At 43.5% G+C, this 15,571-nt stretch carries 14 protein-coding genes; 4 read left to right on the top strand and 10 right to left on the bottom strand.

The genetic code is table 11. The features are described from left to right. The first annotated feature begins 34 nt into the window (after positions 1-34). Positions 35-280, top strand: coding sequence for an exodeoxyribonuclease VII small subunit (xseB, locus tag HCZ91_RS00890; protein ID WP_134292509.1), 246 nt, complete (start codon positions 35-37; stop codon positions 278-280). 82 nt (positions 281-362) lie between these two features. Here xseB and pncB read toward each other — a convergent pair whose 3' ends face one another. The 4 genes from pncB to HCZ91_RS00910 form a co-directional block, all read right to left on the bottom strand. Then, the gene (gene pncB, locus HCZ91_RS00895; protein WP_179797399.1) at positions 363-1,589 is read right to left on the bottom strand and encodes a nicotinate phosphoribosyltransferase; all 1,227 of its coding nucleotides are present in this window, start codon (positions 1,587-1,589) and stop codon (positions 363-365) included. 280 nt (positions 1,590-1,869) lie between these two features. After that, a complete protein-coding gene (locus HCZ91_RS00900; RefSeq protein WP_179797401.1) occupies positions 1,870-2,781 on the bottom strand; it encodes an ATP-binding cassette domain-containing protein in 912 nt (303 codons plus the stop codon). A gap of 85 nt (positions 2,782-2,866) precedes the next feature. After that, positions 2,867-4,795: a glycine betaine ABC transporter substrate-binding protein gene (locus HCZ91_RS00905; RefSeq protein ID WP_179797404.1), complete on the bottom strand. Its 1,929-nt coding sequence runs from the start codon at positions 4,793-4,795 to the stop codon at positions 2,867-2,869. Positions 4,796-5,290: 495 nt separating this feature from the next. Then, entirely contained in the window at positions 5,291-6,775 is a 1,485-nt protein-coding gene (locus tag HCZ91_RS00910; RefSeq protein WP_179797406.1) for a coniferyl aldehyde dehydrogenase, read from the bottom strand. Positions 6,776-7,181: 406 nt separating this feature from the next. On the opposite strand from HCZ91_RS00910, the gene lipB reads away from it, so the two are divergent. The 3 genes from lipB (at position 7,182) to HCZ91_RS00925 (ending at position 9,368) form a co-directional block, all read left to right on the top strand. Further along, positions 7,182-8,021, top strand: a complete 840-nt coding sequence (gene lipB / locus HCZ91_RS00915; protein WP_179797408.1) for a lipoyl(octanoyl) transferase LipB — start codon at positions 7,182-7,184, stop codon at positions 8,019-8,021. A gap of 194 nt (positions 8,022-8,215) precedes the next feature. After that, positions 8,216-8,746, top strand: a complete 531-nt coding sequence (locus HCZ91_RS00920; RefSeq protein ID WP_057759479.1) for an inorganic diphosphatase — start codon at positions 8,216-8,218, stop codon at positions 8,744-8,746. 157 nt (positions 8,747-8,903) lie between these two features. After that, positions 8,904-9,368 carry a hypothetical protein gene (locus HCZ91_RS00925; protein WP_179797410.1) on the top strand — a complete coding sequence of 155 codons (465 nt, stop codon included), beginning with the start codon at positions 8,904-8,906 and terminating at the stop codon, positions 9,366-9,368. Positions 9,369-9,515: 147 nt separating this feature from the next. Here the strand turns inward: HCZ91_RS00925 and HCZ91_RS00930 are convergent, their stop codons facing one another. The 6 genes from HCZ91_RS00930 to dusB all read right to left on the bottom strand — a co-directional run bounded on the left by HCZ91_RS00930 (position 9,516) and on the right by dusB (position 15,570). Beyond that, complete coding sequence (locus HCZ91_RS00930; protein WP_179797412.1) at positions 9,516-10,331, bottom strand: sulfite exporter TauE/SafE family protein; 816 nt, start codon at positions 10,329-10,331, stop codon at positions 9,516-9,518. A 113-nt stretch (positions 10,332-10,444) separates the two neighbouring features. Then, the gene (locus HCZ91_RS00935; RefSeq protein ID WP_179797414.1) at positions 10,445-10,960 is read right to left on the bottom strand and encodes a flavin reductase; all 516 of its coding nucleotides are present in this window, start codon (positions 10,958-10,960) and stop codon (positions 10,445-10,447) included. A 92-nt stretch (positions 10,961-11,052) separates the two neighbouring features. Further along, positions 11,053-12,081: a methionine synthase gene (locus HCZ91_RS00940; RefSeq protein ID WP_179797415.1), complete on the bottom strand. Its 1,029-nt coding sequence runs from the start codon at positions 12,079-12,081 to the stop codon at positions 11,053-11,055. Positions 12,082-12,135: 54 nt separating this feature from the next. After that, positions 12,136-13,173: a DUF1852 domain-containing protein gene (locus HCZ91_RS00945; RefSeq protein WP_179797417.1), complete on the bottom strand. Its 1,038-nt coding sequence runs from the start codon at positions 13,171-13,173 to the stop codon at positions 12,136-12,138. A gap of 309 nt (positions 13,174-13,482) precedes the next feature. Further along, positions 13,483-14,370 carry an SDR family NAD(P)-dependent oxidoreductase gene (locus HCZ91_RS00950; RefSeq protein WP_165597297.1) on the bottom strand — a complete coding sequence of 296 codons (888 nt, stop codon included), beginning with the start codon at positions 14,368-14,370 and terminating at the stop codon, positions 13,483-13,485. A 168-nt stretch (positions 14,371-14,538) separates the two neighbouring features. Then, positions 14,539-15,570: a tRNA dihydrouridine synthase DusB gene (gene dusB / locus HCZ91_RS00955; RefSeq protein WP_179797419.1), complete on the bottom strand. Its 1,032-nt coding sequence runs from the start codon at positions 15,568-15,570 to the stop codon at positions 14,539-14,541. Position 15,571: the final 1 nt, after the last annotated feature.

Raw genomic sequence — 15,571 nt, forward strand, 5'->3', positions numbered from 1 at the left:
CTCATCTACTTACCTTTAAAAATTAGGAAATTTTATGACAACCCCTACTCGCCGACGCAAAAAAGCCACCCCAAAAACCTTTAAGGCGGCTTATGATATCTTAAAAACCAATGCGGCTGAACTACAGCAACAGGATGAGCCTGATATTGATAATCTAATGACAACGGTCGAAGAATCTATTGCCGCTTATCGTGTTTGCGAGACTCGTATCAATGCTGTACAGCAAGCACTGGATGCAGCCTTTGCCGAAGAAAAATCTACCAGTAGTGTTGATAGTTAAAAAAACAGCCACTAGGTAGCAGCTGTTTGGCCAAAACAAGCGCATCAATCTCATTTGGCAATGCAATTGCTTTGGATTTGATTTACTCTGGCTCATCAACCTCAAAGACTTGGCGCAGATAGGCAAGATACGTGTCATTATTGATCATAGTCTTGCCTGGGCTGTCAGACAGCTTTGCAACTGGCTGACCATTGCACTCTACCAATTTAAGCACGATATTAATCGGAGTAATGCCCATATCATTGGTCAAATTGGTGCCGATACCAAAGCTAGTTCTAATGCGCCCTTTGAAATATTGATGCAACTCCCATGCCTTCTCTAAATCCAACCCATCGCTAAAAGTTAGAATCTTGGTTTTTGGGTCTATCTTTAGCTTCTCATAATGGGCAATCGCCTTATCGCCCCAAATATAAGGGTCGCCGCTATCATGACGCAGACCGTCGAATAACTTGGCAAAATATAAATCAAAATCACGTAAGAACGCATCCATGCCGACTACGTCTGTCAATGCAATACCCAAATCGCCACGGTACTCATGCACCCATGCTTCAAGCGCGGCCTTTTGTGAATCTCGCAGACGCACATCTAATGCTTGAAACGCCTGCATAAACTCGTGCGCCATGGTGCCTATTGGCGTCATTCCTAATTGCTTGGCCAAATACACGTTAGATGTACCACCGACTATATTTGGCTCAGCCTTGTGTAGTGTCTCCACTACGTGTGCTTGCCAGCGTCGACTAAAGCGTCTACGCGTGCCAAAATCAGCGACGATAAATGGCGGTGTATCCTGATCGTACTGGGTTTGCTCTTCGGCATACTGATGTAATAGCGCTACTTTTGCATCGAGGCGACGTTGTCCTTCTTCAATCACGCTGTCATTAGATAGCGCATTAAAATACAGCTCATTGACAATGGCTAGTACAAATACTTCAAAGAACATCGCTTGAATCATTGGCCCTTCGATATCGATAAACAGGCGACCTTTATCGTCTGTACTTACCGTAATGAAGCGGCGTTTTAGCTTAAATAATTCTAGATAATCAACGAAATCTGAGCGAATAAAGCGTAAGCTACGTAAGTACTCTAGCTCATCTGGCAAAAAGCGCAATTCGCATAAGCTGTCTAGTTGCTGCTCTAGATCTTTTTGGATATCAGCCAATGGATAGGCTGCATCTTTATTATTACGGCAGCGAAAGCGATAAACACCATGGGTTTGCGGGAACTGATGCAGCATGGCTTGTAACATCGTAAATTTGTACAAATCATTATCAAGCAATGAAGTAATAATAGGTGCATAAGAAACGGTCATGCTATGGCCTTAAAAGTGCAAAATAAGAAACAAACGTCATTTGATAGACAAAGCGACATCATATGTGGACGATAAACAATACACGCTCATTCATTATGAGCCATCGATAAACCGTTCAGTATAACGAAGTTTGGTATTTATTTCAGAGTTCACTTTTGATTGCAGCAAAATGACAGTGAAATGCTAATAAAACGATTACGATTAATAGGGTCTGTTGAATATTTATAAAGACAACGCACAAGTCTATCCAGAAAATCTATTCATAAATGGTTAGCACAACCTATGATTTTGCACTCATAAACTGCTCGACATAGTCATCAGCAGGATTGTGCCGCAACTCGCTTGGCGTCCCCGTTTGTATGAGTCGACCACCATTTAGCATACTGATACGCTGACCTACTTTGACAGCTTCATCAATATCATGGGTAATAAATACAATGGTTTTGCTCAATCGTTCTTGCAATTCAAGTAGTTGGTCTTGCAGCTGAGCGCGAATGAGCGGATCAAGTGCAGAGAATGCTTCATCCATTAGTAAAATTGGATTGTTCGTTGCTAAAGCACGAGCCAGACCAACGCGCTGCTGCATACCACCTGAGAGCTCATCAGGGTAACTGTTTTCCAGATTTGATAGCCCTACTTCATTCAGCCAATGTCGAGCCGTTTCATGTCGCTCGCTTACGCTCATTTTTCGAACACGCAGACCATAAGCAACATTTTGTATGACCGTCATATGCGGCACTAAGCCGAAATGCTGAAAAACCATACTGACTGTCTGCTGACGATAATGCTGCAACTCTTTATCGTTGAGCGCTAAAATATTAATAGCCGCAGCAGAGCTTTCTTCTACTACCGTACTCATATTATCTATCACTGATTGCCTATCAGCTGTTGTATGAGTTGTATGATCTCTATTCAAAGCAGTATCTACCCATATCTCGCCACTGGTTGGATCGATCAAACGGTTAATATGGCGTATCAGCGTTGACTTGCCCGATCCTGATAGACCCATGATGCAATGCAACTCGCCTGCCTTGATATCTAGATTGATATCATAAAGACCAACTGAATAGCCCGTTTGCTCTTTTACTTTGATGCTATCCATACCCTCAGCCAGCAATGCCAATGCAGACTGTGCTTGCGTACTACTGGCATTATAAATCTTACTGATATTTTTCAATTGGATATGATTCATCGGTGCTCTCACTATTCACGTGGTTTTTATCATTAGGGCTTCGGTCAATTACCATGGATTCAGTCGTATGCCACTAGACAACTTTCTATCCAATCGGACGTCTGCCTGCTTCGATGGTTTTTTGACGGGTACGCTTACCTTGACCAAATGCTTGCGTAATACGGTCAATGATAATAGCAACGATAACGATGGCCGTACCTGCTTGTAGGCCCTGACCGATATTGAGCGTTTGGATAGACTGCAATACATCTTCACCAAGCCCCGGAGCACCAATCATTGAAGCCAATACCACCATGGCAAGTGACATCATCACAGCCTGATTGATACCTGCCATAATACTGGGCAATGCTTGTGGCAATTTAATCCAGAGAAGTAGCTGTAAATGCGTACTACCAAAAGAGCGCCCTGCCTCGACCATTTCATGATTGACTTGTGTAATCCCTAACGTCGTCAGACGAATCAAGGGCGGCAGTGCATAAATCACAGTCGCAAATAACGCAGGCACTTTACCAATACCAAACAACATCAGCACTGGTATGAGATATACAAAACTCGGCATGGTCTGCATGATATCTAGCACTGGCGTCACTATCTTGCGTAGCAGTTTGCTACCTGACATAGCGATACCAATAGGAATACCAATTACCACCGTGACCAGTACCGATACGATAAGCAGTGCTAAAGTATCGATCAGTGCGCCCCATAATCCAAAAGCGCCAATCAAAAACAACCCTGCACCACATGCCAGCGCGAACCAAATCTTGCGAACACCAAACCACCCAAGCACAGTTACAAATGCAATAATCAGCCAAGGCGGGATAACCGTTAATAATCGCTCAATAGGTAGTAGCAGATAAGTAAGCGCCATCGTGCTAATAGTACGGAATACATCGCCATAGTTTTGGACGACGTTTGCTAAAGCATTATTAAGTGGGGTCTCAAGCGACCATGAAGGAAAGCTTGATGCGAGCGCTGACGCATTGATACTAGATGCAGTTGCTTCTGTAGAGATAGCACCCGTTGAGCTAAGGCCTAACTTGGTAGCGAGATTGGTAGCAGCCTCATCGGATAACCATGCTTGCCAAACCTCTGGGTTGTCACGCAAAAACACCATGGCCTGCTCATCGCCAGTGCGTTTACTTTCGCTCATCTCCAAGATAGCACCGTTTAGCTCATCAGAGGTAAATTGCACCTTTTCAAAGACATTCGCTAGTTCAGGATTAGATTCGATAAATGGGGTAGAAACGGCAATACCTAACGGCGATACTGGGAATCCTGACACGCAATCCATCTTACCATCAGCGAGCAGCAGATTTTGCCAACAAGCATCCTCATAAGCTGGGAACTCTAATGGCGCAAGGTCATATTTTGCCATTAGCCCAGTGGGTTGCCAGTAGTAAAACAACAGTGGCTTATGCTGTTCAAAAGCGGAGGCAATTTCGGCATCGAGAGCAGCACCCGTACCAGGGTGTGCGTTGTTAAAGAGATTGTCTAGGCCGGTGGTTTTTAACAAACGTGTGTTAAAAATCTCACACGTCCAACCAGAGGGACAGTTCATAAAGCGAGATTTACTAGGGTCTTCAGGGTCTTTAAATAGCTCAGTATATTTAGGCAAATCTTGATAGCTGCGAAGTCCTGGATTCTCTTCCAAGACGTATCGCGGGACATACCAGCCTTGAGTTGCACCACCTTTTAGCGTATCACCGATGATGGCCACTTTATTTTGCTCAATGGCTTTTTCCATGATTGGCGAGCGACCAACCCACTGCTCCCCGATGACCTGAATGTCATTCTGTGATAGCGCCGTATCAAGTGCAGGCCCTGCTCCTGGTACTTCTTCTACTGTACAACCGTATCCATCTTCTACGATATGTCTCAGTACGCCGGAGGTGAACTGCCCACTCTCCCAGGTCAGTGCCCCAAATTTAATAGGCGAGTTGCAGGCTGCAGACGCCGATACAGGCAATAGTATCGCGCTCATCCACAGTAAGCTTAATGCAATCCATTGGCGCATACTCTTTCCTATTATTATGTTGTATCGGCATGAAATCACTATTAAAACAATAGAACTAAAAAACAGCTGAAAGGTCTATATCAAGTTTACCATAGAACTAAAAAACAGCTGAAAGGTCTATATCAAGTTTACCAATGCTGGCTCTAGACCATTCAGCTACTATCTACTGTTGTTTAGACTTACTACAAAGTGTAGCGATTTATAGAAGTGATGACAAACGCTTATTTGTCGATTAACGCATTAGATAAATTTACGATAATTTTGATAAAGCTCTTATGAAAAGTCGCTCTTAATTTTAGAAATCTATATTTGTAAATTGGTATTTTAGATAAAAAAATAGCACCTATCTGGATAGGTGCTATTGGTTATGATATCGACTAAAAAAGGTCACTATTAATTTCTATAGCTACTATAAAACGTCTAATTCAAGAATTGTTACTTTAAAGGCAATTATTTTAAGAGCGGTCATATTAAAAGTGGTTATCTTAAAGACGGTTATTTCAAAAACAGCGCCATCGCCTTTTTAAACAGTCCACCATAAGGCGGCAATAATAAATTCAGACCATTGAGCTTGGTTTGTACAAAAATTGGCTTCATATGGCTGAGGCGTTCAAAGCCAGCCTTACCGTGGTACGCGCCAGTACCAGAGTCACCCACGCCACCAAACGGCAAGTCATGCTGGGCAACATGTATCAAAACTTCGTTGATACATAAGCCACCCGAGACCGTATTATTACGCACGTTTTCGATACTGCTGTAGTTGTCACTAAACACATATAGCGCCAATGGGCGTGGGCGTGAGTTCACAAAGTAAATGGCGTCATCAAGCGTCTCGTAATGCATCAGCGGCAATATCGGGGCAAAAATCTCGTTTTGCATAAGGTCACTATCAGGCGCAGGCTCGCTGACGATGACTGGCGGCATCAGACGGGTTTCTATATTGGGTTCGGCGCCAGTTAACGCATGTACCTCGCCACCTGTTAGCGCATCTAGATAGCCATTTACCCGTTTGAACTGCTCACCATTAATAATGCGAGAATAGTCTGGGTTTTCTTCGATATCAGGATAATGCTTGGTCATCCACTCTTTTGCGAGTTGGATAAACTGGTCATGGTACTGACGTTGAATCAAGACATAATCTGGCGCAATACACGTCTGTCCAGCATTTAGTGTCTTACCCATCATCACTCGATTGACGACAGACTCTAGATTGGCATCATCTAGTACGATCACTGGTGATTTACCACCAAGCTCAAGCGTCACTGGCGTTAGATTTGGCGCAGCAGCAGCCATGACCTTTTTGCCCACCGCAGTCGATCCAGTATATAGTAGGTGATCAAATGGTAGCTCACTAAAGGCGGCAGCAATCTCAACCTCACCGAGCACCACACAGATCATATCTGGCGAAAAATAACGAGCAATGGCGTCAGCAAACGTCTGAGCAAATTGCGGCGCAGCTTCACTCATCTTGACCATAATGCGGTTACCTGCGGTGATTGCATCAATCATCGGGCCAATTGCTAAAAATAACGGATAATTCCAAGGCACCATGATACCGACCACACCCAATGGCTGAGGCTGGATTTCATTATGGGCTGGCATATATAGCGCTGAAATAGGCGCACGATGTGCTTTCATCCATTTTTTGCCGTGTTTTTTGGCGTGGCTAATACCGGTAAAGCTAGGAAATAACTCAGCAAACTGCGTCTCTGACTGGCTACGATAGCCAAAATCTGCACTAATCGCCTTTGCAAAACTCTCTTGGTTGTCGCTAAGCATCACTTCTAGATTATCTAGCTGCGTCGTACGAGTGCCCCAATCGTTGATTGGCTGGGTGCGGCTTAACATTTGCAAGCGTGAAAATTGCGCTTTCATCTCATCGATAGTCGTCGCCGTACTTAGGGCTTCAGGCACACGCTGCAGCGCAAAACCTGTCTCGGTCACTGCCTGCTCATGGGCGCTTTGGTTGCTATCTGTCATTTGTCTTCCTTGTCATAATCATAGTAATAGTCATAAGGTTTGTAGTCACTACATTATATTGGGTTAGAGGCTCTATCTTTCTAGTCAGGTGCACTCTTTGATAACCTACTCTGACTATAAATTTCATCAGATTCCATTCATCACACTTTAATGTAGCGCATCGACTGAGCAATGAACAGCACCTTTGGTTGACTACTGCGTCTGTACTAGCAGCACTTTTATAAGCGACTTGCCACTGTTCTATACCTATTATTTCGTCATCAATTACTAGCTGTTTTCTATTAGCATTTACGCCATTTACAGACATTGCGCCAGTATATATCTTTGGGCGATAGTCGCCAAAACTGCTACACTACCGATGAGCATTATTTATTTTAAACTTGATAATAATAAGACAGATACTCTCATGCAAAATGACACACAACCCCTTAATGACACGCTTGTCAGCAAATCTCTCTCAGCCGCCGATTATGTCCCTACTCTCGATGCGATGCTGGCACGCACCCTCGAACGTATCGATCTAAAAAAACAACAAGGGCTGCGTACGCCTGATGAATTGTGGATTGTCGATCATAACGACGTCTACACGCTGGGACAGGCAGGCAAAGAAGAGCATATATTACAGCGTACTGACACGCCTATCATCAAGACCGATCGCGGTGGTCAGGTGACATGGCACGGTCATGGGCAGCTGGTTATCTATTGGTTGTTTGACTTAGACAGTCTCAAATGGAGTGTACGCAATCTCGTCTCCCATGCTGAGCAAGCGATAGAAGACGTCATCAATGACTGTTTGCGTAGCTCACCATCTAATAGTGATAATATCAGTGCTCATGCACGCCGCGATGCCCCAGGTGTCTACTTATATGCAGATACTGCTGCAACAGATGACCGCACCTCTACAGATGACAACTCTCTTGATAATAAGATTATGCTTGGCAAAATGGCCTCGCTAGGCTTTAAGATTAAGCATGGCTTTAGCTACCATGGCATTGCGATTAATCTAAACTGTGACCTGTCTTCATTTAATGCCATCAATCCTTGTGGCTATGCCGGCATGCAGATGTTGCGATTGTCTGACTTTGTAGCCATGCAGACAGATTCAGAGCAAACAGAGCCAGAGGCGCAGACCGAGCAGCAAATGAGCGATTCATTCAGCTATGAGACAGTCACTCAAAAACTTATTGATAACATCGCCAAGCGTCATGCTGGTCTGATTGAGTTACGAGCTATCGCACCTAAGTAAGTTCTGAGCTTATTTTTGCATAATCTTTTTTTGCATAATATCTTGCACGCTTAGACTTAAATATTAAGAGAAAATTCAGTACAAACTTGCTATAATCGCATGCAGTACAAATTGGACGCAGCAACTATCCTTGCTGTCTCCCTAGCTCAACCCCTTATTCAAACATTTAAAACAAAAGCAAATTGGAGCATTTTATGGCAGATTTTAACAAAATTTTGGACGCAGGCGACGTAGACGGCGGCATCATCAACGTAGTAGTAGAGATCCCAGCTGGTAGCAGCCATAAAATTGAGTGGAATCGCGAATTAGCAGTATTTGAGCTTGACCGTATTGATCCACAGATTTTTGCCAAACCTTGTAACTATGGTTTCATCCCACAAACACTTGACGAAGACGGCGATGAGCTTGACGTATTGCTATTGACTGAGCAGCCACTACCGACTGGTATTTTCTTAAAAGCCAAAGTTATCGGTGTGATGAAGTTTGTCGATGATGGCGAAGTAGATGACAAAATCGTTGTCGTACCTGCTGATGACCGTGACACAGGCAATGCTTACAACAGCTTAGAAGACCTACCAAAGCAGTTGATCAACCAGTTAGAGTTCCATTTCAGTCATTATAAAGACTTGAAAAAAGCTGGTACGACGGTTGTTGAATCTTGGGGCGATGTCGCAGAAGCGAAAGAAGTCATCAAAGAGTCTATCCAACGCTGGAAAGATCTATAATTATCAAATATTGGCAAAAATGCCAGTAACGATAAATAATAAAATACCGCAGTCACCATAGTGGCCGCGGTATTTTTTTGCTTGAACATTGCTTATCTAACATGGTTATAATGAGCATATCACTCATTCACACTTATACGCCGTAATAAGGACAGTCATGTTTAACCCCGACCCTAGCGCAAAAACGGTCAATACCAAGTTGCCAAGAGACGTCATTATGATGGTCGAAAAAAACAACCTAGTAATGGCCATCAAAACTTTGGCGGCAGACGAAAACATCAGTATGGATGAAGCCAAAAGTAGAATTGATGCTTATGAGACCCAGCTGAAAGTAAAGCAACAACAGAAGCTCAATACTATCGCTAGTAAACAAGGCATTCCAAATCAAGCCGTCAGCTTTGATAGAGAGCAAGAAGAAGACGAGCCTGGGCCATTGGTAAAAAATCGTGTCAAAACCACCAAACAGAGTCAAGGGTTTAAGGGGCTGCAAGACGGTGTCGATAGTCAGCTAAATGACTTAGGCTATAAGAAACCTCTATTGCCTTATTGGCTAAAACGATTGCTCGTGATCGCTGTCTTAATGATAGGAATGTTTTGGATATTATGGCGAGTATTTGGTTAAGTAATTTAGCTAAATAAGAAACTGGTTCGACATATTCCCTATAAAACTACATACCGACTAGCTACAATTTAAGAATGTAGCTAGTCGAATAGTTCATTGAAAACCTGCCCTTGAATCCTTTCACAGCGTCCACTAATCTAAAACTACTTATAGCAACCCTTTATATAAAAAGTAACAGCCTACGACGGTCAATAGTACCGCAAAGCATTTTTTCAGCAACTGTGGCGATAATGCGTGAGCAACTTTTGCCCCTAGCTTGGCGGTAAAGAAGCTCATGATGCTAATGCCTAAAAAAGCATAGATATGGACAAAGCCAATCGTATTGGGTACGTCGACTTGAGCTTGCATGCCAAAGAACATAAACCCTAGCGCACCTGCAATCGCGATAGGCAATCCACAAGCGGCTGAGGTTCCAACGGCTTTTTGCATCACTACACCGTAACGGGTGAGATAAGGTACGGTTAAGCTACCACCGCCAATGCCAAAAATAGCAGAAGCAATACCGATACCCGCCCCTGCTGCTAATTGCTTAGGTTTTGAAGGCAAAGCTATATGAACATTACCCGCAACACTATCTGCTTTCTTTTTACCACCCATAAACATTTTATAAGCGACCCAAAGCAAAAACACACCAACAATCAACTGGAGATATAAACCAGATATCTGTCCTGCGATCCCCGCCCCTAAAAAGCACCCTATCGCCAAACCTGGCGTCAGATTTTTAAAGACAGGCCACATGACTGCGCCTTTCTTATTATGTGCCATGAGCGAGCTTATGGACGTAACGATGATAGTCGCCAGTGAGGTGCCCAAAGCCAAATGCATAATAGTGTCAGGACTGTAACCCATTTGCGTAAAGACAATAAATAGCAGTGGTACGATAATAGTGCCACCGCCTACTCCGAATAGCCCTGCAGCAAATCCTGCTAGCGCCCCTATTATTAAAAAAGTTATTAATTCCACAGGATAGTTACTTCTTATTTAGATTTAATGAAATGATAATTATAGTTAAACGACTGCTCAATGTTGCACGAGCAATAATCTATAGGCTTAGGTGTTGGATAATATGTATTGGATTAAATAAGCTCCACTTGCCCCACTCTAGAATAGGCACGGTTAAAGTAAACCAACCCTTCATCAGTTCCGCCTTGTGGCTCAGCCTGATTGATGGCGACAACGCGACACATAAAGACGCTATGCGTGCCGACTTCTTGAATTTGTTCAATCTCACAATCAAAACTGACCAAGGCATCCTCCAGTACAGGAGCGCCTGTTTGTAATTGTGTCCAAGAACCATATTCAAACCGTTCTTCTGAACACAGTTTAGAGGCAAAAGCATTGGACAGCTGCTCATGTTGCGCGCCTAACACATTCACACTCAAAATTTTATTTTCTAGAAAGTAGCTATGTGACCGAGACGTTTGATTCATACAGACAAGCAAGGTCGGCGGTGTGTCTGTAACACTACATACTGCCGATGCTGTAAACCCATGTACGCCCGTTTCACCTGATGTGGTCACCACATTGACCGCAGTCGTTAGCAAAGACATGGCATCTCTAAAGTCGGTCGCGTCAATCCTATCTTCAATCATTGCTTCAATCCTGAGAAACGTTAAAAAATTGTGCTTCAATTTTAGTTTTGCAAGGGAAATTCTTTAAATAGAATTTCCTAAACAGCTAAACTCTAAGCAGTCAGCTCTTGACGAACGATTTGAGCACCAGCGCTTAATGCCGCGAGCTTACCACGTGCGACTTGGCGAGACAAAGGTGCCATGCCGCAGTTGGTCGCAGGATACAGCTTGTCAGCATCGACAAATTGTAGCGCTTTGCGTAGCGTATCTGCCACCTCTTCCGGTGTCTCGATAGTGTTGGTTGCCACATCAATGGCACCGACCATCACTTTTTTACCACGAATCAATTCAATCAGATCCATAGGTACACGTGAGTTTTGACACTCCAGTGAGATAATATCAATTTTCGACTGTTGCAGTTTAGGGAACGCTTTTTCGTATTCGCGCCACTCTGAGCCCAGTGTCTTTTTCCAATCGGTATTGGCTTTGATGCCATAGCCGTAGCAAATATGGACAGCTGTCTCACATTTCAGGCCTTCAATGGCGCGCTCTAAAGTCGCAATACCCCAGTCGTTTACATCATCAAAGAACACATTAAATGCAGGCTCATCAAACTGGATAATATCGACGCCAGCCGCTTCTAATTCTTTTGCTTCTTGATTCAGGATTTTAGCAAATTCCCAAGCCAGTTTTTCACGGCTTTTATAATGACTGTCATATAACGTATCAATCATCGTCATCGGCCCTGGCAACGCCCATTTGATTGGCTGATCGGTTTGCTGACGTAAAAACTTGGCATCATCAACGAACACGGACTTCGGGCGACTCACCGCACCAACGACTGAGGGCACGCTCGCATCATAACGATTACGGATTTTGACCGTCTCACGCTTCTCAAAGTCAACACCATCAAGGTGCTCGATGAACGTAGTCACAAAATGCTGACGGGTCTGCTCGCCATCACTGACAATATCAATTCCTGCATGCTGCTGCTCTTGCAATGAGACGCGTAGCGCATCTTGCTTGGCTTCAAGCAACTGCTCGCCTTCTAACGCCCAAGGTGACCAAATTTTCTCTGGTTCTGCTAGCCAAGACGGTTTTGGTAAGCTGCCAGCGGTAGACGTCGGTAATAATAGTTTCATACGATTTATCTTCTAATTAATTTATTTTTTATTATGTTGATGAGTGATGCTCAGTTAAGCGGCTTGCTTCCTAGCCGTTTTCTTGTCAGCGGCTTCTTTTTGAGCAGTATCGCCTGTTACATCATAGTTTGCAGCCCATTCCTCAAGGATGGTTTGATACGGCTTGATAAAATGCGTCTCAGTAAATCTGCCTTGGGTCACTGCCATCTGACTGCGTTCAGCGCGGTCATAGACTACTTGAGTCAATGAATAATCTTGGTAATTCAGGCTAGGTTGATACACTTGTCCAGCGCTTGAGTTGGCGTTGTAAATCTCAGGACGGTAGATCTTTTGAAAGGTCTCCATAGTACTGATTGCACTAATCAGCTCAAGATCGGTGTAATCACTTAGCAAATCCCCTGCAAAATAAAACGCTAATGGCGCGGCGCTACCCTCAGGCTTAAAATAACGTACCGTTAAGCCCATTTTATGAAAGTAGTCGTCGGTCAACGAGTATTCATCCTGCTTGTATTCAATGCCCAATACAGGATGCTGATTGACAGTACGGTAGTAAGTCTTGCTGGTTGACACGCTCAGGCAAATCACAGGTTTTTTGTGAAAATGAGCATTGTAAGCTTCTGAATTCAATAAGTATTGAAACAGCTTGCCGTGCAACTCACCAAAATTATCTGGTGTTATGGATGCTAGGTTTTTGTCGCGATGCTCTGGTAACACAATACTAAAATCATAATCACGTACGTAAGATGAGAAACTGTTGCCAACCATCCCGTCGATACGCTTGTTTTCTTTATGATCCACAATCGTTGTTTTTAGCGTTTCGATAATAGGGAACGTCTGACCATTGCCTTTAACATCCAGATCGACAGAGATGATATCAACTTCAACAGAATAACGATCTGCTGTCAGATTGTCCCAATGCGCCAATGCATTGAATCGATTATTGATCATATTTAACGTTTTGCGTAAGTTCTCTTGGCGGTGCTCGCCGCGTGCCAAATTTGCAAAGTTAGTCGTCAGACGCGTGCTATCTGCAGGCTGATAGTTTTCGTCAAAACGAATGTGCTTAATTGAACAATTGAATTCTTTACTCATGGTGATCCGCTACCTTATTTATCTGAGATAAAACCAAATCTTTGTATGAGGTGAATCATACCGAAATCTAAACATGAATAAAAACGATACAATTTAAACATAAGATGAATTTCATTCATCTTCCTGAAAATTAGATATATAAAGGAAATTGAATAGCAGAAGTTTTGAGAATTCATTTAACGTATAACTAACCCCTTCCCATACTGGCGGCGAAGAAGGCTTTTATACTGCTTAAGAGTATTTGAGGCATAAAAAAAGGATACCGTAGTATCCTTTTTCATCGTATTCAAAGCTAATAATAAATCGATTCTAGTGATGCTCACCCGGTAAAATTCTAGCAAAGGCACGCTGAGCAATATTTGGTTTTTTATCACTCGTCAATCCAGCACGAGTACTTGGGAAAATACGATAACCCATCGATTGAATACCAACGTTAATAGCTGGTGCTAATGAATAAGTCGCTGAGGCAAATTTGCCCATGTTACTGGCAATACTGTTTGGTTTATGGACAATCGCTTTGGCAACCATCATCGCCGCCTCATCCGGCATAAGCGCAGGCATGTAGCGGTATAACTTAGTTGGCTCAATCATCGGCGTACGCACCAACGGCATAAAGATATTGGTAATCGTGACATTATCGCCTTTTACTTCAGCAGCCAAGCAGCGACTAAAGGCATCCAATGCCGATTTTGAAGCGACATAAGCGGCAAAGCGCGGGCTATTCGCCAGCACACCAATCGATGATATATTAACAATTTGACCAGTCTGACGTTCAATCATCGTCGGCAAAAATCCAAGCACTATTTTAACCGCGCCAAAGTAATTGATATCCATGGTACGCTCAAAATCATGGAAGCGATCTATAGACTCGTGTACCGAGCGGCGAATTGAGCGACCAGCGTTATTAACCAAGACATCTACATGACCGAAATCTGCCAAAATTTGCGCGCTGACTTTTTCTATATCATCCATATTGGTCAGATCACAAGGGTAATAAGTAGCTCTACCACCAAGCTCCTCGATACTGTCTTTCACGGCTTTTAATTTGTCTTCAGTACGTGCCAACAAAATCACATGAGCACCGCATTCACTGAGCAAATAGGCCGTACGCTCACCAATACCACTTGATGCCCCTGTGATAATAACATGCTTATCTTTGACTGCTTTGCTGATTGCTTTTTTTGAGGGATTGGCCATAAAAGATCCTTTTCGTAAATGATACTTCCGTTAATGTTCGCCTAAAGCATAACAAATATAATTGGATTGAAGTTAATAAATAAGCCGTAAAATGCATTTAATATCATGAATATTAGCAGTTAGGTATTTATTATCAAGTGTATTGCTTAAACTGACCGTTTTTTCTTGCTATTCGTGCGCCTGCAAAAAAGTCTCGACCACTTTAAATTGCCCAACCGTACTTTCTTCACCATACATCGCCTGTCTAAAGGCGTTAGAATTTGGAATGCCTGTCGTATACCAAGCGATATGTTTGCGAGCGATGCGGCAGCCTGAGTACTCCCCGTAGAAATCATAAAGCTCTTGCAAATGGGCCAGTACGATCTCTTTTATCTCACTAACGCTCGGTGCCTCTAGGCGCTCGCCAGTACGCAAAAAATGCTCAATATCACGAAATATCCACGGCTGACCTTGTGCAGCACGCCCAATCATCACCGCATCACAGCCAGTCATCTCATACACGTGTTGAGCTTTTTGTGCGCTATCGATATCGCCATTGGCAATAACAGGAATGCTAATGCTTTCTTTGACTTCGCGTATTAGCTCATAGCGTGCACTGCCTGTGTACATGTCTTCACGCGTACGTCCATGAATAGCAATTGCTGCAATGCCGGCCTGCTCAGCACGCTTGGCGACTCGTAAGATGTTTTCACGACCGTTTTCAAAACCCAGACGTGTCTTTAGCGTGACAGGTGCATCAACGGCATTGACCGTTGCATCTAGTAATCGCGCGACCAAATCCTCATCTTGCAACAATGCAGAGCCTGCCAGCTTACGACAAACTTTTTTGGCCGGACAGCCCATATTGATATCGATAATCTGTGCACCATTATCAATCTGATATCGTGCCGCTTCAGCCAGTTTGTCCGGCTCAGCACCTGCTATCTGTGCCGAAATAGGCGCAATCTCATTGTCAAAATTGGCACGGTATAAGGATTTTTTGCGCGCATAAAGGGCCGTATCAGCGATGATCATTTCACTGACCGCATGACCTGCGCCAAATGATTTGCACAATCGACGAAAAGGATTGTCCGTCACGCCCGCCATCGGTGCGACCATTAGACGGTTTTCAATCGTCAGGCCACCGATATTTAATGGCTGCAACAATGGATGATCAGACAAAGTCGAGGATAAAGGTGAAATGGGAAAATCAATAGACATA

This window comes from Psychrobacter sp. BI730 (assembly GCF_013414195.1).
Lineage (GTDB): Bacteria > Pseudomonadota > Gammaproteobacteria > Pseudomonadales > Moraxellaceae > Psychrobacter.

Excerpts from the sequence above, each read along its gene's own strand:
- xseB (WP_134292509.1), top strand. The coding sequence starts at position 35 with ATGACAACCCCTACTCGCCGACGCAAAAAAGCCACCCCAAAAACCTTT.
- pncB (WP_179797399.1), bottom strand. The coding sequence starts at position 1,589 with ATGACCGTTTCTTATGCACCTATTATTACTTCATTGCTTGATAATGAT.
- HCZ91_RS00900 (WP_179797401.1), bottom strand. The coding sequence starts at position 2,781 with ATGAATCATATCCAATTGAAAAATATCAGTAAGATTTATAATGCCAGT.
- HCZ91_RS00905 (WP_179797404.1), bottom strand. The coding sequence starts at position 4,795 with ATGCGCCAATGGATTGCATTAAGCTTACTGTGGATGAGCGCGATACTA.
- HCZ91_RS00910 (WP_179797406.1), bottom strand. The coding sequence starts at position 6,775 with ATGACAGATAGCAACCAAAGCGCCCATGAGCAGGCAGTGACCGAGACA.
- lipB (WP_179797408.1), top strand. The coding sequence starts at position 7,182 with ATGCAAAATGACACACAACCCCTTAATGACACGCTTGTCAGCAAATCT.
- HCZ91_RS00920 (WP_057759479.1), top strand. The coding sequence starts at position 8,216 with ATGGCAGATTTTAACAAAATTTTGGACGCAGGCGACGTAGACGGCGGC.
- HCZ91_RS00925 (WP_179797410.1), top strand. The coding sequence starts at position 8,904 with ATGTTTAACCCCGACCCTAGCGCAAAAACGGTCAATACCAAGTTGCCA.
- HCZ91_RS00935 (WP_179797414.1), bottom strand. The coding sequence starts at position 10,960 with ATGATTGAAGATAGGATTGACGCGACCGACTTTAGAGATGCCATGTCT.
- HCZ91_RS00940 (WP_179797415.1), bottom strand. The coding sequence starts at position 12,081 with ATGAAACTATTATTACCGACGTCTACCGCTGGCAGCTTACCAAAACCG.
- HCZ91_RS00945 (WP_179797417.1), bottom strand. The coding sequence starts at position 13,173 with ATGAGTAAAGAATTCAATTGTTCAATTAAGCACATTCGTTTTGACGAA.
- HCZ91_RS00950 (WP_165597297.1), bottom strand. The coding sequence starts at position 14,370 with ATGGCCAATCCCTCAAAAAAAGCAATCAGCAAAGCAGTCAAAGATAAG.
- dusB (WP_179797419.1), bottom strand. The coding sequence starts at position 15,570 with ATGTCTATTGATTTTCCCATTTCACCTTTATCCTCGACTTTGTCTGAT.